Genomic DNA, 21,955 nt, shown 5'->3' on the forward strand with positions numbered 1-21,955 from the left:
AAAGATTAATCTATATTATTTATTCTCTCTGTCATCCCTTTTAACTTATAAGAATCTTCATTAATTCTACTTATCAAATCTTGCCTTGATTCTATATATTTTTCTAATGCATATTCTTTTCTTGGCAATAATGCATTGTCTAAAAACTGTTGTATAAAGTAACTTATATAATCTGCTAATTCCCCACTTAAATTATAATACTCATCTATATCACTAGAACCATAAGCTATTTCAGCAAGCCCTCCGCTTATAATTTTATCTATCTTTGCTTTATATTCTTTTATCTCATGAATATCATACTCATTTTTGACACTACATATATATTTATCAAAATCCTTATAAATCTCTATTATTTTATTTATTAATGGTTCAGTTTTACTTATTATTAAATCAGCTGAAATTTCTGCACTTTTATTTTTAATTCTCCAAGAATCTGTATCAAATTTCCACTTTATTAATATATCGTCTATTCTATCATTATATTCCCTTGTCATGTTCTTATCTTTAAACCAATATACTTGGCAATTAAAATTTGTTCTTCTCAAATCAATTTCATTGACATATACATAACCATATATATGCTGAGCTTCTTTATATTTCCTTAAAATATTATCGTATTCCTTTTTAATGATTAACCTGATTTCAGACTTTGTGCGAACTCTTTTTAAGTCAATATCTATGAAAATTTTCCTCGTTTTATAATTGTACTTCTCCTCATCCACCTTCACCTTATAATCAGTAACTATTTTGTCTTCTGCTAAATATTCATTATCTATTTTTATCATTTCTGCTTTCTTTTCTAAACTTACTAATATCGTTCTATCATTAACCCCTAAGCGTTCATATAATTCTAATTTTATTAATCCTTTATATTCAACAGGAATAGAGATGGTTTTTTCTATATATTTTGATTCTAATGTTCTTTTATTATTTCTAATAATATTATTACCTTCAACATCATATCCAAATAATACACTTATACCATCCTGTATAAATGCACGTTCATTGCTTATAGCATAAGAATCATTGATTACTATATTTTTTTCTAAAGCACTTTTTAGTTCATCCGATGTTAAATCAGTTTCATATTTTTCATTATATTTTATAAGAAATTCATCTAATTTATTTACATCTATAGTAGAAAGATAAGAAATTGCCTGAGTTGATATATCTTCTATCCCCACTTTTTCTAATCCATTAATAATAAATACATTAGTATCTTCATTGTTGATTTTGGAAACAGCAAAAAATAAAGCTATTATTGGACTTGAAGTAATATCTAATATTCTTGTAGGAAGTCCATAATGTTGCATTTTAAACAAATTAACCATATCATTTTTATCAAACTCACTTCGATATTGACTTTTTAATTCTTGTATCATTAAATATTCATATTTCATTAATCCCTCATCTCTAAATAAGCTGGGGATAATTTTCTTGTACTTAGCTAACTGACCTCTAAAATAACTAGTCCCTTTGAATGGCTCAATAATTTTTAAGTACTCATTTAACGATTTTACTTCTATTGATTTATTCATTTGCTCTCTCCTTAATTATTTAACTCTAACACTAATCTATTTTTAATACTATACCATGGGCATCCGAAATAATCTCTAGATGCATTAATTTCCAGCAAATCTCCACAATATTTGCTAACTCTTCATAATCTTCAATCTTCTTTAATGGGTATTTACTATATAGAAATTTTAACTCAGAACCTAACTGAGAAAACACTGTATAAAACTTTTGTAGCTTACATACCTCATCAACCATAGTCATTAATAATTCAAGACTTTTTAAATCTTCTGTTTGGTTTAATAATGAACAAATATCAGTCATTACTCTTAGTAATTCAAAAGAGTGTATTTGAATGTTTTTAAAATATTCTATAGCATTATTATCATTACGATACTGGTAAAGATATTTATCAATATAACTTTTATTACTTTTTATCATCCTATTCAATAGATTAAGACTATCATTTAAAGATTTAGCATAATCTTTTGTAGCTGCAGATAAACATTCTGCTACATATTCACTAAACAGGACATGAGCATGACTTGTAGATACTTCTGAGATATCTCCTATGTATTTCCCTAAAAATCTATTTTCAAAATATTTGTAATTTATATGATTATCATGTATATGACATAATTCGTGATGTATTATATTAATAGAACTCTTAGATAGCTCCTGATCGAATAAGCTGTTTATAATATTTTTATGAACAAATATAACATTCTTTAATTGATTGTTAGCAAAGAAAGCTATAGTTTTAGCACAAGCTACTGCATGCTCATTATTCGTTATTTCTACTTTTAGTCCTTTAGAATTTTGAAATTCCATTACTTCTTTTACTAAATCATCTGGAATTATCATCTCTTTTAATGTTGAAATATCTAAGTTACTGCTAAGTTTCTCAACTAAACTATGCAAGGCTTTATTTATCTTATCTCGTTTGTCACCTTCATGCACATTATTTTTAATTTCAAACATATTATTTCTCCTTAGCTTTCCCAAATAACGAATGAATCTAGTTTTAATCTTAATTCAGGAAATTTATCTTTTATATTTTCAAAATTAGAATGATTATATAAAAAATTACACATATCAATAATTCTATGTTCAAAAGCATTTATTAATTCTCTTGGTAGCGTTTCTGTATTAAACTCATCTGGAAATAAATCTTGCCAAACCGAATATCTGCCTAAAAATTGCATAATACTATATAAAAATTGTATTGGATTATTTTGATTATTTATTAATTCTTCTTTTAAATTTTTAAAATGATGTGGGCACTCTATATCCATTATATATTGGGCTTCTTCCTCTTTAGTTTTGCTATCTTGAATAAATCCTTTTATTATTTTTCTATAAAAGTAATATCCTTTTCTTCTAGCATGAAATTCGGTCCAAAAATATAGATCCCTAAAGTCATTAACTTCTTCCATTTGACTTAAATGTTCGATATTATGATACTTTGCGAAATCATAAAAATCATGTATATGAGTTAATTCATGGATTAAAGTACTAATAAACAGCATACTATCATCTATTGTACTATTTGAAATAAGGATATAAGGTTTCTCATTTAAAGTAGCGGGTAAAACTAATGTCCCATTAAGCCCTGATATAAAACTTTTTCCTTTTTCAACATCGGCTATATCTTTTTCATTGATGGCTAACTCTAATCTCCTTTTATATAAATCATCTGTAAATTCTACTTCTACATCTATAGGTTTAATATTTAATTCATCATAATAAGTATTGATTGCATAATATGCCATCTTTTTAATAAAAGCACTATCATAATTGCTCATCTTCGTATCTTCCATTCCCGTACCCTCCTCAGCCCTTTACCCAAATTATACCATAACTATGACTTATATAAACAATAATAAATTGAAAAAGAAGGGATTATCCCTTCTTTTTCAATGTTTACTTTATATTTTCCATCATATAATATATCTATCAATTTATTTTATCCCTTCCTCATTCTTAGAACTCCAATTTTTACGTTGAACAGATCCAATTAATCTTTCATATACAGAATCAAAGAATAAAATTAACTTTATATAATTCTGTTGAGTTCCATAGTCAACATCCCTACCATGCATAATTGCATGTCTCCCAAAATTTGAATTTAATTCTTCTTTATGCTTAAATCCTACCATTATTTCTTCTTCATACATTTTTCTTAAAAAATCTTCAAAAGAAATATCTCCAGATAAATCCGTATTGAATGCACTATTTATATAGCCTTTTAAATCTCTACCAGTCATTTTTCCTTTAGTATGCTTTACATCAGCTATCATTCCTTCTAATTGAGAAAATAAAAGTGGAATAGCGGCAGCATAAAACCCTTTTTCGAAACATTGAATCGATTCATCTAAAATTTTAAGTCGTTTGCTCAATTTATTTCCATTTTTCCACTTCAAGTACAACTTGTCTCTAATATAAGCTACATCACATTTTTCAAGAAAAAAATTGTCCACCCTTTCTTCAATACTTAGTTTATCCTTTTCAAAATCCGAATACATATCTGAGATCTGCTTCATTTGTTCCAATGTAATAGTATAGTATGGCGGGTAATTAAAATGTGCACATATTTTTATAAAGTTTGCTAAGGATTCCAATTCTAATATAATTTTTTTATTTTCAATCTTTGCTTTCTCCAATAATTCTAAAACTTTATTATAGGCAAGTTCAAATTCTTGCAATTCATCTACATCTATACACTGCCTTGCTTTTATTAAACTCATTGCTAAATCATCTTTTATAGAATATATATCCTTCTTAAATTCATTTAATATCATCCTTAATCCTCCTTCTAGTTTTAATGTGGATAATTATTTACTTTCATTTATTTTTAATCAAGTCTCTTAGTATATCTTGTAAGCACCCATCCTATTTCTCTTTCATCCGTATATAAATTAGTATAGCTTATTTTAGTCCAATTCCTATTTTTATGCTCAATTTTAACTAAATCTCCGAATCCTAGATAATACTTTATTTCACTTTTCATACTGCTTGTTCTCCTTACTTCTAATCCATCTTTCACAACAATTCTAATTACATTGTAAAAACTATTATCAACCTCCATAGTTCTAACTATCTGTTTAGTAGATTCTACCATGTATTTAATATCTATGTTAGCTGGAGTATAAGGACTAACAGAATTAAATATAAATGTTATAAACATCATAACAATGCTTGATAATACTCCACTAACGACACTTTCCATTAAACCACCTTTAGTACTATTTTCCTTGATTACCGCTATTAATTTATTTATAATAAAAACAATATCACCATTTTGTTTTTGAATGGTTAACTTTATATCCTCTATTTTAGAATCAATTATGACTTGTACTTCTTGTAAATCTATTTCATCTTCCAATCCTTCATGAAATTCAAATGTACCTACATTGGGTAGTTCAGGAATCAGTTCATTTATATTAAAGGATATAATTGAAGAAAGATTTACCATGTTTTTATTAATCTCTGTAATTACTGAAGAAAGGCTCTTCATAGACTCTGTAACTATACTATTATAACTTTTCAAAAAATCATTTGACATTAGTTCCATATTAGATTGCCAAACTTTCATTGGAGCTACAAGTTGTTCTATCTGTCTTTTGTATGTATTTTGCAACCCTCTCATCATATTATTAATGTTGCCTTGATAACTATCTTGAATGCCTTTAAAAGTTTGAATAGATAATCTATTGATGCTATCCTGATAATAATTTTGAATATTTTTTGTCATTTCAATAGATGTTCGAGTAAAATCTAAAATCTCACTATCAAATATCCTAGCGTATCTTTTCCCAATATTTTCAACCATCATAGCATTTTTAATTGCCTTATTAATTCCAGTATTAAACACCTTATCATATCTCAACCCCATATTTTCAATCGCCAAAAAATTTTTCTTCATCTTATCAATTTCACTTATGCATAATTTAGATTGTATGCCTAATGCTTTATCTAAATTTGGACTTTTCCCAAGTTCTTTCTTATCTTCCATAGCATTTCCCCCTATTTTCTACTTCCCAATCTTTTACCCAAATTATACCATATTAATTTATAATATATCATATAAAAACAAAACTCACTTAATTTCTTGCCATATATCACAAAGTGCCTAAACTACGAAATAGAAAACACCGTAAAATCCATTTCTGAATAATACGGTATTTGAGACATATACTTTTAAATTTAATTATTTATATTATTTTTTACTAATTTACCAACTACCTTTTTTTCTATTAGTCCTTCTTTTAAAGAAGATTCATACTTGGGAATTTCCTCAGCATCAATTATATTATGAACAACTTCAATACACTTTTTAATTTTCTCTAGAGTTTGCCTATTAGCAATCACCTGTTCTTTCCAATCACTACTTACCGTTATATTATCCATACTATCTACATGAAGAAATACTTTATCTCCACCAAGTAAATCTTTTTCATTGTGAGCTATATATTGATTTCTTAATTGCATAATATAATCATGTGTTTCTAATAAATATTCTGTATCACCTTTGAAAAATTTACTTTTTTGCAATGAGGATTTACCTTTTGTTGCATTAAACCACCTTGCATATAATACAATTAAATAATGAAAGCTTATTTTTGCTGAAATAATTTCGGCCTGATATTCTGATAACATATATTCCTTTGAAATATTATTCTCTAATTCTATAATAGAGTCTATCAGATCATATGCTTCTCTTAGATTTCGTCTTATTGTATTGTAATCCCTATATCTCCGAAAGTTTACAAGTACATTTTTATCTTCTTCTGATAAGATATTTTCATTTAATTCAATTTTCAATATACTTCCCCCTTTTCACCTTTTCACCTTTTCAATACTACTATATCATATTTCCCCAAAATTAGGCATATAAAAACAAGGCTCACACATATCAGCGATGAACCCTGTTAATTAATTATCTTATCAAGTTAAAAATATTTTACATCTTTCTAAGCAATTTGTTTTAGTAAAGGTAGAAAACTAAATCTTTTATGATTTTACACCTTTATTGATTTCATTTACATAATAGAAGATAATTGTCTTTGTAATTCTCTCGCTAATATACTACTGTCAACATCATCTTCCATATAATTTCTTTCAATATTCAATAACTTGTCAATTTTAATTTCTTTTCTATTATTAGCAAATGATTTAGAAGAAGATTGACTTATAGGTCTTGCATAAAGTACTTCAATTAAAGACTCAAGTTTAGTCGATAAATCAGGAGGGAAGGCTAACTCCCCAGGCATCATTTCAACGGCACCATAAGATAGTGATTTGCCACCTTTGTGCATTTTAGGAAGGTTTTTAACGTATTCTTGTGCTTGCATATAATTCATTCTATGGAGGCTATCAGCAACATTAGGTTTAAATCTAGTAAGTTCATCATAGAGTGATACAGCTCTTTGAGCTGCACTTTTATCGCCACCATATTCATACTGTTTTTTTAAGTCTACAATAGAACTTGCAAGCCTATATATTTGGGCATTATTTGAATTATAAGTCTTGTCATAAGCATCTTTGGCAAAGTCATCGACTCCACCTAAAATATTGTCAACAGATCCATAATCAGCATTTCTCAAAGCATTTTCCAAAGGAATAAGATAATTCTTTTGAAATTCCTCAAACATACCTTTTGACATAGTAGAAGCTAAGGCAATAAGATTAATACTATGTTCATCAAAAGCTATCTCTATTTGTTTATAGGATTTATCAAGTTTTTCTCGTTCCTCTCTAGCAGTATCCTCAACAGACTTAACCTCATCTTGTAGTACCTTTTTCTTATCTTCAAGAGATTGCTTTTTAAGGTCAACTTCTCTTTTGTGTTCAGCTTCATCAATCTGTTTTAAGAGTTCAGAAACTTTCTTTCTAGCATCTTCAGATGTTCTAACTTGCCAGTAGGCTAATTGTTCTTTAAGGTCAGCCATTTTTTTATCGTGGTCATATTCATCTTCCTGTCTATTAAGAAGTTCTAACTCTTTTTCAATGGCTTTAATTTCATCTTCATGTATAGATTTCTTCTTTTTAGCTTCTTCCTCGATTTGTTCAATCCTCTTGTCGTGAGCTTCTTTGATGGTTCTTTGTTGGTCTGAAATTTGCTTTTTATATAAATCAAATAAATTCTCGACCCTAGATTGTTCCTCGGCCAGAGTGGGAGCTTTAACCTCATATAATTCACGATACTTTTTAATCTGTTCCTCGACACTTAAGATGCCTAATTTAGTTAGATGTTTAATTGAGTTTTCTTCCCTAGAAAACGAGTCTGTAATAACTTGATTTCTTAACTTATATAGATTAAGAGTAGCTTGTTTTACGGCTTCAATATTATTACTTTGATTTTTTCTAACCCTTTCCCAAGCTGCAATTTCTTCTTCAGCTGAAAGTTCATTGAGATTTTTCTTCTCATTAATCCAGTTAATTGAATTTTTTAGTCGCTCATTTATTAGAGATTTTTCGGCAGAATAAATCCTTTTATTAATATCAATGAGCTCATCTGATGTTATGACATACTTAGATTTAATTTGATTTAGAGTAGCTATTTCATCTTCTATTGTTAATTCATTAATATATTTTTTGTAATCAAGTATCTTTAATGCATTAGCCAGAGCTTCATTTTCATATTTCTTCGATTTGGTCGACTTGGTTGAAGTAGGTTTAGCCTCTCTAACATTCGGAACATACTTATTACTATCCGACAGATTGGATGAAGTTTCAATAGCTTTATCAGCCCAATCAGATAATTCTGCATCTAATTCACTTAATAATTTTTCTTGTTCACTTGCCAATCCATATAGTGCATTAATTTGTTTTTCACGTTCTTTAATTTGTTGTTCTATATTAGTAAGACCGTATTTTTTATTTATTCCAACTATAGTTCTACCTAAAGTATCGTTACTCCAACTATTTTTACTTGCGTTTGCTCTAGTTTGCTCAATTTCACGTAATGCTTGATTGCTCTCCAACTTTAATGAATTTAATTCAGCTTTCGCGATATCTAATTCATTTCTTGTCTGCCCTAATAACGACTCTTGGTCTACATAGGCAGATGCAGTAGCTTGCATTTTAGTTTGATATCCTTGTGCAATAGCTTGTTGTTTTAAAGCTGAAATATTATCAAATATAGCTTGAGTATTGCCTATAACCTTGCCAGTATTAGCATCTATTTCTAACCCTAAATTAGAGAAAGATGTATTCAATTTATCGGCTATATCTTTTAACTGTGCCTTTTCAGACATATTGATATTTTCTTTTTCATTTAATTCAACCAATTTATTTGCTAAAGTTTCGGAAGTTTTAGCTTGTTCCAACAAGCTTTTTTCAGTTTCCCTAGCCGCTTCAATTTGAGAATTGAAAGATTTTGTTAATTCTTCTTGTTTATCTCTAAGCCCATTAGTTACATCTGTAGCACTGTTTAAGTTGTATGCATATAAACCTATTGCACCAGCTACAGCAGGGATTATAGCTAGTAACTTAGTCCAACCAGGTAAAACACTAATAGCGGCACCTAGAGTAGCATCTACACCAAACATACCACCAACAGATTTAATTGCTTTTACAGCAGCTAACAATTCTAATGCAGTAATAATTAAAGCTCTTCCTTCTTCATCTATATCCGTTAGTCCTTGAGTAACATCTATAGCTTTATCTGTTATATCTTTTAATATGTCAAGAAGCCCCGCATCACCTAAAGCAACAGCTAATTGTTCGGCAGAAGTTTTTAATGATTGGTATTTCTTTTCTAGAGTATCCATGGTACGAGCATTTTCAGATTGGGAATATCCAGCTGCATCCATCATATTATTTAAAACACCTTGTGCATCGGCTAATCTTTTTATTAAAGAAATAAAGTAGTTCCTCCTGTAAGCACCAGCTGCACCTTGTGCGATATCTCTTTTCTGAACATCTGTCCAAGTTTCACCCATTCCGATTAACTCGGTAATCTCACCGCTTAAAAGTCCAGCGTCATCAGCGGCCTTTACAAACCCATCTTGGATATCTTTACTAGCAGAATCCCATTTAGAAGATATATCTTGGAATATCTCCCATGCCGGTCTAAAGTTGGTTTCCAATTCATCTGTAAAAGATGAAATACCAAGACTTTTTAAAACATCTATAGATTTATCTCTTTGTGTAAATACAAGTATTGATTTTAAAGCATTCCCTATCTCTTTTCCAGTTGCTCCACTAGCTTCACGCATAACAGTTAAGAGAGCAATATTTTGGTCTAACGTCAAACCAAAATCTCTTGATACCTCAGAAGATTTTAATAACCCATCAATTAAATCTTGTGATGAAACAGTGTAGTCATCAGCAATTTTATTAATTTTATCAAGTAAAAGGGGTAAATCGGCAGATGTCAATTTCCATTGATCCATAATGCCTATTAACGATTCTGTAGAGTTCTTAGCATCTAATTCAGCAGTATTTAATGCCAATAGGGAAGTTTTAGTATTATCTAAGCTATCTCTGACTCCATATCCAGCCTGTGCCCACCTTAAAGCTATATCTTGAACGGTTTCAAAAGTCTGTCCATAATCTACACCTAACTGTAAAAGTTCATCTCTATAATCCTTAAATACAAAGGTTGCATCTTCCATAACTCTTGAGATTTCAACCATGCCCATTTCGACTTCGGATATAGTAGATATAGCCTCTTTTGCACCTTTCATAGCACCATAGAATAATGAGCCAGAAAGGAACCAAGATGATCTTCTTTGATATTCTGAGTCAAGTATATTAGGTCCTTGATCTGCAATTTCTGTTCTAGTTTGGGCCTTTAATATATCTAGTTGTTCTTTTAACTGTTGTGTTTGCTTAACTTCCTCAGCAGATAATTTACCTTCGGCTTGTAGTCTTGATTGAATTACGGATAATTGTTCTCTTAGAGTACCAGCTTGCTTAGAGTATTCTTCGCTTAATCCTTTTGCAGATGCTCTATGTTGAATAGATGCAGCTTGAGCCTTCATCTGTTCAAGAGTACTTTGTTTCATTATTTCTATATTGTCTTTTAGGGTGTACTTCATTTTATTAGCTTCAGCTTGAGCAGTTTTAAAAGCATTACCATATTGGTCAACTATGCTTTTATTACCTAGCACCTGACCTAATTGAGAAGAAAAAACATTATTAATATCCTTTGCAGACTTCATGGCATTAGCTTTAAATTGGGCTAATTCTTTATTCAAATCTACTACAACTTTTTCAAATTTCACTGTTGAAGTAATAGCAGGGTTATAATCTAAACCAAGGGATTGCATTATTTTTATTGCATTTTCATCATTCATATAATCACATCCTTACTTATAAATTCAATAGTTTTAAATTTTACCTAATTCTTTTTTAGGGGCCATGGCCCCTAAATTTCTTTTATGCCTTCTTCAGAATTAAGTTGCACAATCAGATCATTAATTTCAGCTTCTTCTGTAACTAATTGATTATATTCAGTCACCAATCTTAAGTTTTGCTCTTGTAACCTCATCTTTTGCATTTGAATATCTCTTAATTTTGATTCAAGCTGATTTCTATCCATAGTAGTTTTAATATTTTCAGTAATTACCACTAAGTTGTTTTCTATCACAACATTTTTATTTAATATCTCTTTATTCATCTGTAGTCCTCCTCTAAGAATACATAATACTTCCCATAACATCTCCATATCTATCTCTAACAACAATACCACTTCTTGTGATATCTATATATCCCCATCCAGATCCCCATGATTGGAAATATCCTTCAAGGTTCATCCCTTTTACAGTAGCCCCCATAAAATCAACTACACTAGCACTAATATCTAAATAAGCACCAGCATTGCCGCTAGTTGTAAAGTATCCTGAAATTGTAGGACCTCCACCAAATCGTATATAAGTATCTCTGTCAAAGTTATTTCCAATATCTAAATATCTATTAACTTGAGATATATTTGTGGTAATTTGATCTGCCGAGAGAACCCCTCTAATGTTAGCAGCTCCAACTTCCAAGTATCTAGCATATATATTTGTAGTTCTTATGGTATCTTCAGTAATAGTAGTGATATAATAATCGTCTGGTATGAAAGGTTTGCTACTGACTTGACCCCATGATATAACAGCATTAGATCCCATAGTAACATTGCCACCAACTACTAAGTTTTCAATTTGAGCAGTTTTTATCTTGCCATATAAAGTACTAATATTAGTCGCATATATATTAGGAGTCCAAACACCATTCGAATCGATATAAGTAGCTTTGATTTTATCTAGAGCCACTTGACCAATGTTAGGTTGATTGGTGACATTACCCCAGCTGATGTAAGCATTAGGACCCATCCTAATATTATCGCCGACCACCAATTCATTAACTTTTATCTTGTCAGCACTAATACTGTCATATTCCAAACTATGCCCACTAAGCTTACCATTACCATTAAACTTGCCATCAATAAATTGAGTAGTTCCAAAAGATGCTTTTAGTTGTTCAATTAATCTTTCCTCTGGGTCGCCTATATCTAATTCACATTGCCAAGGTTGGAACAAATTATATTTATGCCTAATAATTCTTGGCCGTGGACTATCAGGAGCAATATCAGGGTCAATTATATCAGCCATATCACCTAAAGAAAAATCTTCATGTTCATATTCAGGAAGAACACGAACATCAACTAACTTTACTTTATATAAATATCTAGGCCTACAAATTAATTCTAATTCGGCCCTAGCCTTTTCCAACAATTCTTGTTGGTCATAAATATCTTGATTTTTATAAACGCCAGTAAGCACACTAAGAGTATAGCTATTGTTAGTAATATACTTTTTACCACCATTCACTATAGCAATATCTAAATCATCATGGCCGAAGGGATAAAGTTTAGTAACAATCTTATTGGATTGAGTTCTAGTAATATGTTTTAAGTTTTTTCTATACCTAACTTGGAATCCATTATAAGTTTGCCATTTTCCAGCATCCCTTAAGTGAATAATCTTATTGATACTATCGAATACAAGATAGCCACCCCAAATGTCTTGAATCATTTTAATTAATTCAAGCCTGCTAACTTTTTCAGCTTCTAAATCACGAATACCAGTTACATCAACAGTACCTAAAGTCCAGCCAGAATCTTGTAAGATAGCATATAGAGCATGGCCAGCAGTACCAGTAGCATATCTACCACCAGTTAGATTACTTCCACCACCAACAATAATTACTGCAAGGTCGGCAGGAGGACGGGCAGTGGCATCGTTAGATATAGAAGGCTCAACATAACTTGTATCTAGTTCGTACCATTTTTCAACAGCCATAATCTTAGTCCAGAGTGCATTTTTATCATCTCTAACAGTGTCTATAGCTTCATCTTTTCTAAGAATGTAAACTCTACCATCAGCCCATATTTCACATTCAGGAGTTAGTTCTGCAATCTTTTCAGAAGTAGCAGGAAGGAGGAACTCGAGCGTAGATTCTCCGTTAAGTCTTGTGTCTATATAGGAATCTTTAAGCCCATCAGCTTTAGGGGATATATGAGCGGTAGTTTTGCCATTTGCTTTTATTTGTATGTTTTTAGGTATTTGCATAAAATCACCTCTTTAAATCCATTTATTACGCCATTTTATCCTATTCTATACCATTAAGTCCTTTATCAAGTTTATCTATTAGTTGGTCCTTTGCTAAATTGCTTAGTAAGGAATTCCTTATAACAAATTCCTTTAAGTACATTATTTCTTTCTTATCAACGTCTATTTCTCCATAATTAATTAAACTCATGGCCCACGAAATCATCTTCTGAGGATCTCCTTCTGATGATAATGCTAGTATATTTGCAAGTGTATCATCCATTTTAGCATTAAGTGGACATCCTTCAAGATCAGTAAATTGATTATCAAAATTTAATTTCACATTTATCATTCCTTTCTCTCTACTGTAATTTCAATAGTTTCATTATTTCTTCATATTGCTTTATGGTAATCCTGCATATAGCACACAATCTCTCTATACCTTTTTTTCTTATATTGGTACCTCTGTGCTTAGTTATATATAACTTGTGTTCAATATCACCCCAAGTCAAATCCTCAAAATATTTATACATAATCACCTCTCTAGCTTCACCTGGTAAGGCTCGAAATCCTATGTTAATTTTGTCTAGGACCATCTGAAGTATAAATAATTCTTCCCGTAACTTATATAATAATTGGTTATTCTCTTGTTCTAATTTCTTACGATAGTTCAAAGCTGTACTTGCTGTTTTATCACTAATATGGCCTTCTACACGCACCTTCACGCCATCAAAAGCTACACGCTTTAATGCTAAGCTTTCAATAAAATCATCTACATCAGTATCATCAATCCCCCTTTCTAATTCACATAGCTCATGCTTTATGCATTCAATAGCACCTTCTATATCCCTGTATGAGCCTAGCAATTTTTCCATCTCATAATACCTAATAATTTGCATTTATACCACTCCCCTACTATAATAGTATTATGGGTAGTAGTAAGAGTGGCTTGAGCTGCTTCTTTTTTTATGTTCATATATTTATTTTTAGGATATCTTAGACTTAACTTTTATGATTTCTTTCGTGGCATTGCTTAATAGGTACTCATATCCACTATTCATTTTATAGTGAGTGTAGGTAGCAACTTCATGCACTTGTTCAGCTAGATTTTCCATGCTATTCATTATAAAATTGAATATTTCTCTATTATGATAATTAAAAAGAAAATCAATTATCTTAGCACCTATAGGTTCGTCCAAATTTATGGTATCAAAGTACCTTTTAGTATGAAAATAATCCTTCACATCTGGTGAATTCCCATAATCTTTATCAATCGGAAACACATGCATAAATTCTCTAGGAGTAAGCATAGCAATTATTGATTGTATTGAATCAAAAAACTCAAAATCTTTTTCTAACTGAGCTTCATCTAATGTTGAAGGCATAGACCTGCTATTAGCTATTTTTACACCATATAATGCTGCCTTTTTAGCAAATCCATTTGTTTTATGCCCTGGATTGCTACAGTACTCTTGTGCCATCCTCTGAAATGCATTGATATATAAAATATGTTTCTCTAATAAGCTTTTATTCGACACATTAATTCCTTCCTTTCGTGTGACCTAAAAGGTTCAATTTAACATTGCAAATGCACCTAAAAAGGTCATTATTAATTATTTGTTACATGAAATGTTTATAATCATTACTTATGGTATTTTTAGATATCCAAATTGTTTCAATCTGTTTAAGCTATTTTCTACATCTTCATAGGTCAATACAGATATTGGCAGACTCTCCCAATCCTTAACAGTCATATCATCAATGGATTTTCCCGTTATCATCTAAAGCCTTTTCATCTTCATCAGGATTTGTCTTTATATCTTCAATTATCTCTTCAACACTTTCGTACTTTCTCTTGTCCAATTGCTCCTTAGTACATAGATATAAATATATCTGTCTATCTAAATAGATTAGCCTTGTATCTTCTATATGTGCTTGGGGAACGTAAAGTGCTCCTGATTCTATTTCTTCTTCGGATGGCATATATGGTTTTACCCAGATGCTATAGTTCATTCTATCAACTCCTCTCTTATTTAATATCTATTTACATAATGTGGTGATTGTTTATAGTTGGTATAGCTAAAATGATTTACATAATACAGTATCCCCGCTCGATAATAAACCTTTATATATAGAGAGAGAATAATATTTATGGTGAGAAAAATTTTTCCTACATTATATACCGTATAAGAGTATATAGCTTTATTTAAGCTAATCCTTTAACGTGTTACGCATAATGTTACATGAAATGTTTTTATCAATAAACTTATTGAAAATGATTTATTTTATAGTTTAACTTATCCTTATGTTAATTCTTGAATCCTCCTAAGATTTCACTTTCGTTTGGCTTTAATTCTATAACCCCTATATTTAATCGCTTTAGCAACTCTACATAATCCCCTAAGTATTTCTCTTGCTGTTCCATAGGCGGATTAGAGTTATACCACTCCTCGGCTTTATGAAATCTTTTTAATAGCTCGTTGTACTCTTCCTTGGTCATTAAGCTCCCTCCTTTAATCCCAAGGTGCCCTTTCAGCCGTTGGGCTGAACCCTTCAATGATTTGTTCTTTATAAGCTATTTCAGACATTATTTTTTCCCATCCATACACCTTAGATTCGCTAGTTACACTGTTATAAAACCTTAATGTATTCGGACTGAAGAAAAACTTCATTTGTTTTCTTTGACCTGTTTCTCTATCCTTTAAACTAGTTACAATAGCATCACATTCCCTGTTATCTCCCCATACTCTTTCAACTGCTATTATGTTATCCGCCTTGTTTGGTATATTGTTACTACCTGAAATATCGGTCTTTTCTAAATTACCTGTTTGGCCCTCTACAATCTCTCTTTTTTCTTTATTTGGATGAGCTAATAGTACACAGTGAACTTTATTATTTATAACAAAATTTTTACATCGCTGAATGAAATTTGCTTGATCTGAAAATAAACTATCTGCGTTTTCTTCTAAGATTGCCATTAAGTTATCTATTACGAATAATTTAACTCCATATCTTTTGGCTGCTAATTCCATAACCTCAAAGAATTTGTCTAGATTACCTGTAATCTCTTGTTCGTTTCTATCATAAAGAAACAGCTTACCTTTATGCCATTCTTTAATCTTTTTTATTACCTCTGGCTTAGGCTCAACTTTATCTCGATATTTGGTGACTATAGTTCTCAAATACTCCTTTTTATTGCCTATCATCTGCCTATATAACCAGTCTTGTATCTTTATATCTGACATTTCCCCACTGTATAAGAAGGTTTTTACACCTTTTTCTATACAATGGCTAATAATTTGGCTTATGAATGTTGTTTTTCCTTCTCCATTTCTCCCAAAGATTACTGTCAATTCTTCCATTTTCCAATCTTCTATATGGCTGTCATATTCATAAAACCCAGTTTCTATTGTGTCCCCTTGAACCTTTATAGCAGATTCATACTCTAAATCTGCTAAATCTATTAAACCTAAGGGCATTTGATTTAACGCTTGCTTTATTAATTCTTTTATCTTTTCAGGTCCATCAAAATATAGGACTTCATTTGCATCTTTTCTGTCTGCCTGTATTATTTTTACATTGTGCAATTTTCTCTTAATGTTATTTGCCATTTCAATTCCAGGAGCATCATTATCAGCAAATATTATAAATTCGGGTATATCTTGCAACCATTCCCAACAATGATCTATCCATTTTAAGTTACTTGAACCACCAGGTACGGATACTACATTCTTATATCCACTTTGCCAGACCGCCATTGCATCTGGTTGCCCTTCAGTAATAACTAATGGTTTGGTCTTATCTATATGCCACATTCCCCAAAGGATTGATTTTGTATTAGGTTCACATCCACCTTTTATCCCATCCTTACCTAATCCCCTATAAGATACGTATATGAGGTCACCTTTATCATCAAAGTATTGAAATGAATAAACTTCTGATTTCTTAATTACCTTGCCACTCTTCTTGTCGTTAATTTCCCATATATGTTGTTTAACTCTCCAATAATCTAATGTTTCTTTAGTTATTTTCCTTTTGGCCATATAGTCAATAAAAGGTTGTTGCAATTCTTTAACTTTTATATTAGGGAGTACAAATTCTTGTTTATTTGTTTTTAATAATTCCACTGGCTTTCCTAATAATTCTCTTACCTTATCCATTGCTTCTATAAAGGTCATGTGTTCAAATTCCACATAGTATCTGTAAACATCAATTTGTCCACCACACCCAAAACATTTCCACATAAACCCTTTATCATACCAGCTCATACTAGGGGTTTTCTCTTTGTGTAATGGGCAAGATATTTTCTTTTCTCTATTTTCTCTTAATCCTAAACCTTGCAATATTATATCTTTTGCTCCGTTTCCCAATTCTTGCTTTAGTTCTTGTGCATCCATTACATCCAAGGCTCCTCTCTTTCACCTAGAATACTTTCACTTGGAGGTATACCTATTCGCGAATCTTCTTTTTCATTTTGAAAATATTGTTCATAATATTTACCACCTTCCTCATATTCACTACAAATAAGATGAGTTCCTCCATATACCTTTTGTCCGAAAAATTCTGCAAACCCTCTTGATTTTACTGGGTACTGTGAACTTTTAGTCTTTTCAACTACTATTGCATGTCTTCTTAACAATTCCTTGCAATACTTAATGTCATACCCATTGTCTTTTATTGCCTTTTTAATTGCTTTAGCCATATCATTTGTGTAGGATCTGTGCTTTATCAGATTAAGTGTAAAGTAAAAGTCGAAAATAGATTTATAATCATTTACTGTTTCTTTAGATTTTTCTTTCTTTCTTTCTTGGTTGTCCATTTCGCCAATAGTTTCATTGTCTATTTCGCCAATAGCAATATTGTCTGTTTCACCAATAGCAATATTGTCTGTTTCACCGTTGTCTAAATTGCCATTGTCTATTTCGCCAATGGTGTTTTGGACAATATCTATCCGCCAATCTTTTAGATCTTTATTAAATCCAATTTCTCTTGTTTTCCCTTTGGTTTGGTTTGATAACAAAATTTTCATATCAATTAATTTTTTAACTTCTCTCTGTATAAGTCTAAAATCACATCCGGTTGCTTCTGTTAAAAAAGTAAGTGACAACTGATGTGATTTTCTTTGAAATCCATAAGTGTATCTCCATACTGTAAAGATAATTCTATATTGTGTGGGTGAAAGTTTTACTCTTGCCATGGCCTCAAGTATTTCATTTGCTATTCTAGTAAATCCATTCTCAAGTTGAGGACTGCTCATTTCACCACCTTCTTTTTTTACGCCATTTTCTTTTATTTATTTCCCTAGCCATGTGATGGATATATTCGTTCTTATCTTTTGAAGCATAAAGTCTATCTATATCTGAATTATTTACTACTATTGGATTATGAGTCATATCATCGTATAATGCAGCAAGCTCCTTGGCTATTATAAACTCTTCTTTATTTAGCATTGATTTATAATATTCATATTTCATATTCTCACCTGCCTATAAACTTCTACCTTCTAAAACTGCTTTTTCCAGCCATTCACTAAATAGTTTAGCGTGAATTTTCTTGTGAGTTCCAATGGTTACAACTGGGAATGTATTATCACTTCTAATTAAACCATATATGGTATTTATTCCTAATCCTGATAACCCAGATAATTCCTTTGGGCTTAATAATTGTTTTTGTGTATTAGCCTTTTCCATTCCTATACCTCCTTTGAGTTATTTTGAGTTTTTACTTCTTCAATAGCTTTGAATATTCTCTCTTTTTCGCTTCGTGGAAGCTCTCTCCTGAGTCTACGAGAAAAATTCCCGTCTTGAATTCCTAATCGCTCAGCTACTTGCCAATATTTTATATTGGAATCTTCAATCGCTTTTCTCACATCTAAGTTTTTTTTCATTGTTTTTCACTCCTTATTTTGTTTTAATATTGTCATTAATGTTGTTGTTTGATATAATGATAATACAAATAAGTCAGTTATACAAATCGCTTAATAACTGACATTTTGAAAGAAAACTCTATTTTTCAATACTTTAAGGAGTGAATTATATGACTAATAAACCATTAAATAAAATAATTTTTTTCCCCGAAAATAGGTTGCATTCAAGTAAATTCAAGTGGTATAAGGGTAATTGCAAGATTGATAAAATCGAAAACTTGTCAGTTATTAGCCCTAAAAAAATAGAATTTTATACTCCTGATATTGAACGGGTAATAATTAATGCCGCAAATCTGGATTTATCAGATGATGGCAACGTTTTAGAATTTGTAAATAAATACGGATTATTAGGATTGGCCAGTTATTATAAAAAATTTTTCAATGCGGATTCGGGATATCCATATCCCACACATTCTAAAACATATGGAATTGATGAGGATTGGAAAATCGAAAGTATGCTAGATGGCAATCCTAATAATCCTTTCTTTAAAGAATATTATGAGCCTTTAACGCACTTTAAAGAAGCCATATCAAACTTTCAAGATGTTTGTCGAGTAATCTCTAACAATTTTCATGAAGCTACAGATATCTGGGATAGAGAGGTTTTTATTCAGCCTAATAGCATTGGGGATAAAGATCTCATCTCCATGCTTTGGCAAAATGAGTTACGATGGATTGAAAAATACAATAGTACAAAATTAGTCGTTGTAAATAACCTTGGAAAGCCTACTTTCGCTATCCCTGTAAATTCTTTACTTGATTATGCTTACTCTGCATTAGCTTGGAATATAGGTAATAAAAAAATTTTAAAGGAATGTAAAGCCTATTACAAAAAGGATTCAAAGATATGCAATAAGTTTTATTGGGATAACGGAAAGCAAAAGTTTTGTTCAAAAACTTGTACTGATAGAATGGCTAAATATTATAAAAGGTACGGAAAATAAAGAATTTAAGAAGGAGGAATGACAATGGCAAGAAAACCTAAGACTAACACCAGTATTGGAGAATATGATTATTATAGGACCAAACTTACTATAGGTTATGATAGTAAAGGGAAACCAATTATTAAGCAATTTTATGGTAAAAGCAAAGGAGAGGCAGAAGCTAAAAAATCGGAATATATAAAAGCTCTAGAAAGTGGAATAAACCCAGATTTAGCATCTTACTCTTTAGAAAGGGCTATGTACTCATGGTTATGGGATATAGAAAGATATTCAGGCCTTAAATCATCTAGTTTTGAAAGATACGAATCCATTTATAGAAATTATGTTGAAGGGTCATCACTTGGTAGACTTATCATGGCAGATATTAAGAAATTACCAATACAGAAATATTATAATGAATTACTAGAAAATGGTAAAAGCTATTCGGTTATCACCAACTTAAATAAACTACTTAAAAAATTCTTCTCTTATGCTGAAACTGAGGGTTATGTAGTAAAGAATCCTGTAAAGGGTCTAAAGTTACCTAAAGAGAATGAGGAATATATAGATGATGACCTGGATAAAAAGATAGAGACTTTCACCGTGGAAGAAGTAAATAAGATTACGGATTACTTAGGTCATACTAAATTAAAATATATAGTTCTATTTGCTCTTCTTACTGGTGCAAGGCAAGGAGAAATATTGGCATTAGAGAAAGACGATATACAAGACGGATTTGCAAGGATTAACAAGATTATAAGAAAGGTAAAAGTATTCAATGATGATGGTACATCTCAATATGAATTAAAAACCACTAAACCAAAGACTAAAACCTCTAATAGAGAGATCCCATTACCAGAAGTCTTACAAAATGAATTAAAGAAATTAGATTTATTGTTAAAAGAGGAACGATTAAAACTTGGTATGGCTTATACTGAAAACAATCTTTTATTCCCTTCAGCAACTGGCACTCATATGGATGATAAAAACCTTAGAAGGTCTTGGGAAAGAGCTTTAAAAGCTGCTGGTGTTGAGTATAAGAACTTCCACTGTCTTAGACATACCTATGCAACTAAGTTATTTGAAAATGGTACTTCAATATTAACTGTGAGTAGACTCTTAGGTCACAGCTCCATAAAAACCACTGAAATATATACTCATGTACTTGGAGATATTAAAGCTAAAGAAGTTGAATGCCTAAATGAAATGTTTAATTAAATAGTAAATCTTTAAAATAAAAAACCCTCTGGATATTTTTCCAAAGGGTTAATTTTATGGATTAATTTTTACACAAGGGTTAAAAAAAGGTTAAATTCAACATTTTTCCTTTCCTCAACCCTTGTAAATATCGGTATGGCGTACCCTGAGGGAGTCGAACCCCCGACCTTCTGGTTCGTAGCCAGACACTCTATCCAGCTGAGCTAAGGGTACAAATGGAGCGGGTGAAGGGGATCGAACCCTCGCAACCAGCTTGGAAGGCTGGGGCTCTACCACTGAGCTACACCCGCACAATTGATTATAAAGCTATTATATTAGTTAAAAAAATGAAGAATATATACTCTTCATAAGAATCTGTGGAGCGGAAGACGAGATTCGAACTCGCGACCCTCGCCTTGGCAAGGCGATGCTCTACCACTGAGCCACTTCCGCATGTATTTTCTTTGATTAAAATTGGTGGAGGAGACTGGATTCGAACCAGTGAAAGCTTAGCTAACGGATTTACAGTCCGTCCCCTTTAGCCTCTTGGGTACTCCTCCTCATCACTTAAGTGCCCTAAAGGACTACATTTTAGATTAATGGAGCTGGCGAGAGGAATTGAACCCCCAACCTACTGATTACAAGTCAGTTGCTCTGCCGATTGAGCTACGCCAGCACTTATTCAATTCACAATTGTCAGTTCACATTTCACAATTGAAAAATCAAACTTTCAAACCAAGATTTCTCATTTTGCTCAGAATGTTTCTTAATTGTGCATTGTGCATCGTGAATTACTAATTGATTAATGGCGACCTGGAAGGGACTCGAACCCTCGACCTCCAGCGTGACAG

22 protein-coding genes and 5 tRNA genes are annotated in these 21,955 nt (G+C 31.2%); 2 read left to right on the top strand and 25 right to left on the bottom strand.

All coding sequences use genetic code 11. The features are described from left to right. Positions 1-5 precede the first annotated feature (5 nt). The 20 genes from RDK80_RS15380 to RDK80_RS15475 all read right to left on the bottom strand — a co-directional run bounded on the left by RDK80_RS15380 (position 6) and on the right by RDK80_RS15475 (position 18,945). Positions 6-1,538, bottom strand: coding sequence for an FRG domain-containing protein (locus RDK80_RS15380; protein WP_308524788.1), 1,533 nt, complete (start codon positions 1,536-1,538; stop codon positions 6-8). A gap of 31 nt (positions 1,539-1,569) precedes the next feature. After that, on the bottom strand, positions 1,570-2,496 hold the full coding sequence (locus RDK80_RS15385; RefSeq protein ID WP_308524789.1) for a hypothetical protein: 927 nt from the start codon (positions 2,494-2,496) through the stop codon (positions 1,570-1,572). Positions 2,497-2,507: 11 nt separating this feature from the next. Further along, positions 2,508-3,335 (bottom strand): hypothetical protein, encoded by an 828-nt coding sequence (locus RDK80_RS15390; protein ID WP_308524790.1) that lies wholly within the window; start codon positions 3,333-3,335, stop codon positions 2,508-2,510. A 141-nt stretch (positions 3,336-3,476) separates the two neighbouring features. Continuing rightward, on the bottom strand, positions 3,477-4,316 hold the full coding sequence (locus RDK80_RS15395; RefSeq protein ID WP_308524791.1) for a hypothetical protein: 840 nt from the start codon (positions 4,314-4,316) through the stop codon (positions 3,477-3,479). Between the two features lie 53 nt (positions 4,317-4,369). Then, the gene (locus tag RDK80_RS15400; protein WP_308524792.1) at positions 4,370-5,530 is read right to left on the bottom strand and encodes an SH3 domain-containing protein; all 1,161 of its coding nucleotides are present in this window, start codon (positions 5,528-5,530) and stop codon (positions 4,370-4,372) included. A 191-nt stretch (positions 5,531-5,721) separates the two neighbouring features. After that, positions 5,722-6,339 (bottom strand): hypothetical protein, encoded by a 618-nt coding sequence (locus RDK80_RS15405; protein ID WP_308524793.1) that lies wholly within the window; start codon positions 6,337-6,339, stop codon positions 5,722-5,724. A gap of 218 nt (positions 6,340-6,557) precedes the next feature. Continuing rightward, positions 6,558-10,820 (bottom strand): phage tail tape measure protein, encoded by a 4,263-nt coding sequence (locus RDK80_RS15410; RefSeq protein WP_308524794.1) that lies wholly within the window; start codon positions 10,818-10,820, stop codon positions 6,558-6,560. 71 nt (positions 10,821-10,891) lie between these two features. Next, entirely contained in the window at positions 10,892-11,143 is a 252-nt protein-coding gene (locus RDK80_RS15415; protein WP_308524795.1) for a hypothetical protein, read from the bottom strand. Positions 11,144-11,156: 13 nt separating this feature from the next. After that, positions 11,157-13,079: a phage tail protein gene (locus RDK80_RS15420; protein ID WP_308524796.1), complete on the bottom strand. Its 1,923-nt coding sequence runs from the start codon at positions 13,077-13,079 to the stop codon at positions 11,157-11,159. Positions 13,080-13,119: 40 nt separating this feature from the next. Next, the gene (locus tag RDK80_RS15425; RefSeq protein WP_308524797.1) at positions 13,120-13,410 is read right to left on the bottom strand and encodes a hypothetical protein; all 291 of its coding nucleotides are present in this window, start codon (positions 13,408-13,410) and stop codon (positions 13,120-13,122) included. 10 nt (positions 13,411-13,420) lie between these two features. Further along, a complete protein-coding gene (locus RDK80_RS15430) occupies positions 13,421-13,957 on the bottom strand; it encodes a hypothetical protein (protein ID WP_308524798.1) in 537 nt (178 codons plus the stop codon). An 87-nt stretch (positions 13,958-14,044) separates the two neighbouring features. Then, positions 14,045-14,596 (bottom strand): hypothetical protein, encoded by a 552-nt coding sequence (locus RDK80_RS15435; RefSeq protein ID WP_308524799.1) that lies wholly within the window; start codon positions 14,594-14,596, stop codon positions 14,045-14,047. A gap of 108 nt (positions 14,597-14,704) precedes the next feature. Further along, entirely contained in the window at positions 14,705-14,839 is a 135-nt protein-coding gene (locus RDK80_RS15440; protein ID WP_308524800.1) for a hypothetical protein, read from the bottom strand. After that, the gene (locus RDK80_RS15445) at positions 14,817-15,071 is read right to left on the bottom strand and encodes a hypothetical protein (RefSeq protein WP_308524801.1); all 255 of its coding nucleotides are present in this window, start codon (positions 15,069-15,071) and stop codon (positions 14,817-14,819) included. Before RDK80_RS15445 ends, RDK80_RS15440 begins: the two co-directional genes overlap by 23 nt. Before the next feature lie 295 nt (positions 15,072-15,366). Then, positions 15,367-15,558 (bottom strand): hypothetical protein, encoded by a 192-nt coding sequence (locus RDK80_RS15450; protein ID WP_308524802.1) that lies wholly within the window; start codon positions 15,556-15,558, stop codon positions 15,367-15,369. A 13-nt stretch (positions 15,559-15,571) separates the two neighbouring features. Continuing rightward, complete coding sequence (locus RDK80_RS15455; RefSeq protein WP_308524809.1) at positions 15,572-17,455, bottom strand: DnaB-like helicase C-terminal domain-containing protein; 1,884 nt, start codon at positions 17,453-17,455, stop codon at positions 15,572-15,574. After that, positions 17,455-18,315, bottom strand: coding sequence for a replication protein (locus tag RDK80_RS15460; RefSeq protein ID WP_308524803.1), 861 nt, complete (start codon positions 18,313-18,315; stop codon positions 17,455-17,457). Before RDK80_RS15460 ends, RDK80_RS15455 begins: the two co-directional genes overlap by 1 nt. Position 18,316: 1 nt before the next feature. Continuing rightward, complete coding sequence (locus tag RDK80_RS15465; protein WP_308524804.1) at positions 18,317-18,532, bottom strand: hypothetical protein; 216 nt, start codon at positions 18,530-18,532, stop codon at positions 18,317-18,319. Between the two features lie 12 nt (positions 18,533-18,544). Next, positions 18,545-18,748 (bottom strand): excisionase, encoded by a 204-nt coding sequence (locus RDK80_RS15470; protein WP_308524805.1) that lies wholly within the window; start codon positions 18,746-18,748, stop codon positions 18,545-18,547. Positions 18,749-18,750: 2 nt separating this feature from the next. Beyond that, complete coding sequence (locus RDK80_RS15475; RefSeq protein ID WP_308524806.1) at positions 18,751-18,945, bottom strand: hypothetical protein; 195 nt, start codon at positions 18,943-18,945, stop codon at positions 18,751-18,753. Between the two features lie 149 nt (positions 18,946-19,094). On the opposite strand from RDK80_RS15475, the gene RDK80_RS15480 reads away from it, so the two are divergent. Together RDK80_RS15480 and RDK80_RS15485 are read left to right on the top strand one after the other, a co-directional pair. Next, positions 19,095-19,928, top strand: coding sequence for a hypothetical protein (locus RDK80_RS15480; protein WP_308524807.1), 834 nt, complete (start codon positions 19,095-19,097; stop codon positions 19,926-19,928). Positions 19,929-19,952: 24 nt separating this feature from the next. After that, the gene (locus RDK80_RS15485; RefSeq protein WP_308524808.1) at positions 19,953-21,125 is read left to right on the top strand and encodes a tyrosine-type recombinase/integrase; all 1,173 of its coding nucleotides are present in this window, start codon (positions 19,953-19,955) and stop codon (positions 21,123-21,125) included. 136 nt (positions 21,126-21,261) lie between these two features. Here RDK80_RS15485 and RDK80_RS15490 read toward each other — a convergent pair. From RDK80_RS15490 to RDK80_RS15510, 5 genes are all read right to left on the bottom strand, one after another. Next, positions 21,262-21,338, bottom strand: a tRNA-Arg gene (locus RDK80_RS15490). 3 nt (positions 21,339-21,341) lie between these two features. After that, positions 21,342-21,415 (bottom strand) — tRNA-Gly (locus tag RDK80_RS15495). 67 nt (positions 21,416-21,482) lie between these two features. Beyond that, a tRNA-Gly gene (locus RDK80_RS15500) sits at positions 21,483-21,557 on the bottom strand. A gap of 22 nt (positions 21,558-21,579) precedes the next feature. Further along, positions 21,580-21,664 (bottom strand) — tRNA-Tyr (locus RDK80_RS15505). 40 nt (positions 21,665-21,704) lie between these two features. Then, positions 21,705-21,780, bottom strand: a tRNA-Thr gene (locus RDK80_RS15510). Between the last annotated feature and the right edge of the window lie 175 nt (positions 21,781-21,955).

Source organism: uncultured Tissierella sp. (assembly GCF_902479755.1).
In the GTDB taxonomy this organism is placed as follows: domain Bacteria; phylum Bacillota; class Clostridia; order Tissierellales; family Tissierellaceae; genus Tissierella; species Tissierella carlieri.

Bases quoted from the DNA above. Each gene is read 5' to 3' on its own strand.
- RDK80_RS15390 (WP_308524790.1), bottom strand. From the start codon at position 3,335: ATGGAAGATACGAAGATGAGCAATTATGATAGTGCTTTTATTAAAAAG.
- RDK80_RS15395 (WP_308524791.1), bottom strand. From the start codon at position 4,316: ATGATATTAAATGAATTTAAGAAGGATATATATTCTATAAAAGATGAT.
- RDK80_RS15450 (WP_308524802.1), bottom strand. From the start codon at position 15,558: ATGACCAAGGAAGAGTACAACGAGCTATTAAAAAGATTTCATAAAGCC.
- RDK80_RS15380 (WP_308524788.1), bottom strand. From the start codon at position 1,538: ATGAATAAATCAATAGAAGTAAAATCGTTAAATGAGTACTTAAAAATT.
- RDK80_RS15385 (WP_308524789.1), bottom strand. From the start codon at position 2,496: ATGTTTGAAATTAAAAATAATGTGCATGAAGGTGACAAACGAGATAAG.
- RDK80_RS15400 (WP_308524792.1), bottom strand. From the start codon at position 5,530: ATGGAAGATAAGAAAGAACTTGGGAAAAGTCCAAATTTAGATAAAGCA.
- RDK80_RS15425 (WP_308524797.1), bottom strand. From the start codon at position 13,410: ATGATAAATGTGAAATTAAATTTTGATAATCAATTTACTGATCTTGAA.
- RDK80_RS15475 (WP_308524806.1), bottom strand. From the start codon at position 18,945: ATGAAAAAAAACTTAGATGTGAGAAAAGCGATTGAAGATTCCAATATA.
- RDK80_RS15415 (WP_308524795.1), bottom strand. From the start codon at position 11,143: ATGAATAAAGAGATATTAAATAAAAATGTTGTGATAGAAAACAACTTA.
- RDK80_RS15480 (WP_308524807.1), top strand. From the start codon at position 19,095: ATGACTAATAAACCATTAAATAAAATAATTTTTTTCCCCGAAAATAGG.
- RDK80_RS15430 (WP_308524798.1), bottom strand. From the start codon at position 13,957: ATGCAAATTATTAGGTATTATGAGATGGAAAAATTGCTAGGCTCATAC.
- RDK80_RS15410 (WP_308524794.1), bottom strand. From the start codon at position 10,820: ATGAATGATGAAAATGCAATAAAAATAATGCAATCCCTTGGTTTAGAT.
- RDK80_RS15465 (WP_308524804.1), bottom strand. From the start codon at position 18,532: ATGAAATATGAATATTATAAATCAATGCTAAATAAAGAAGAGTTTATA.
- RDK80_RS15440 (WP_308524800.1), bottom strand. From the start codon at position 14,839: ATGATAACGGGAAAATCCATTGATGATATGACTGTTAAGGATTGGGAG.
- RDK80_RS15455 (WP_308524809.1), bottom strand. From the start codon at position 17,455: ATGGATGCACAAGAACTAAAGCAAGAATTGGGAAACGGAGCAAAAGAT.
- RDK80_RS15445 (WP_308524801.1), bottom strand. From the start codon at position 15,071: ATGAACTATAGCATCTGGGTAAAACCATATATGCCATCCGAAGAAGAA.
- RDK80_RS15460 (WP_308524803.1), bottom strand. From the start codon at position 18,315: ATGAGCAGTCCTCAACTTGAGAATGGATTTACTAGAATAGCAAATGAA.
- RDK80_RS15485 (WP_308524808.1), top strand. From the start codon at position 19,953: ATGGCAAGAAAACCTAAGACTAACACCAGTATTGGAGAATATGATTAT.
- RDK80_RS15420 (WP_308524796.1), bottom strand. From the start codon at position 13,079: ATGCAAATACCTAAAAACATACAAATAAAAGCAAATGGCAAAACTACC.
- RDK80_RS15470 (WP_308524805.1), bottom strand. From the start codon at position 18,748: ATGGAAAAGGCTAATACACAAAAACAATTATTAAGCCCAAAGGAATTA.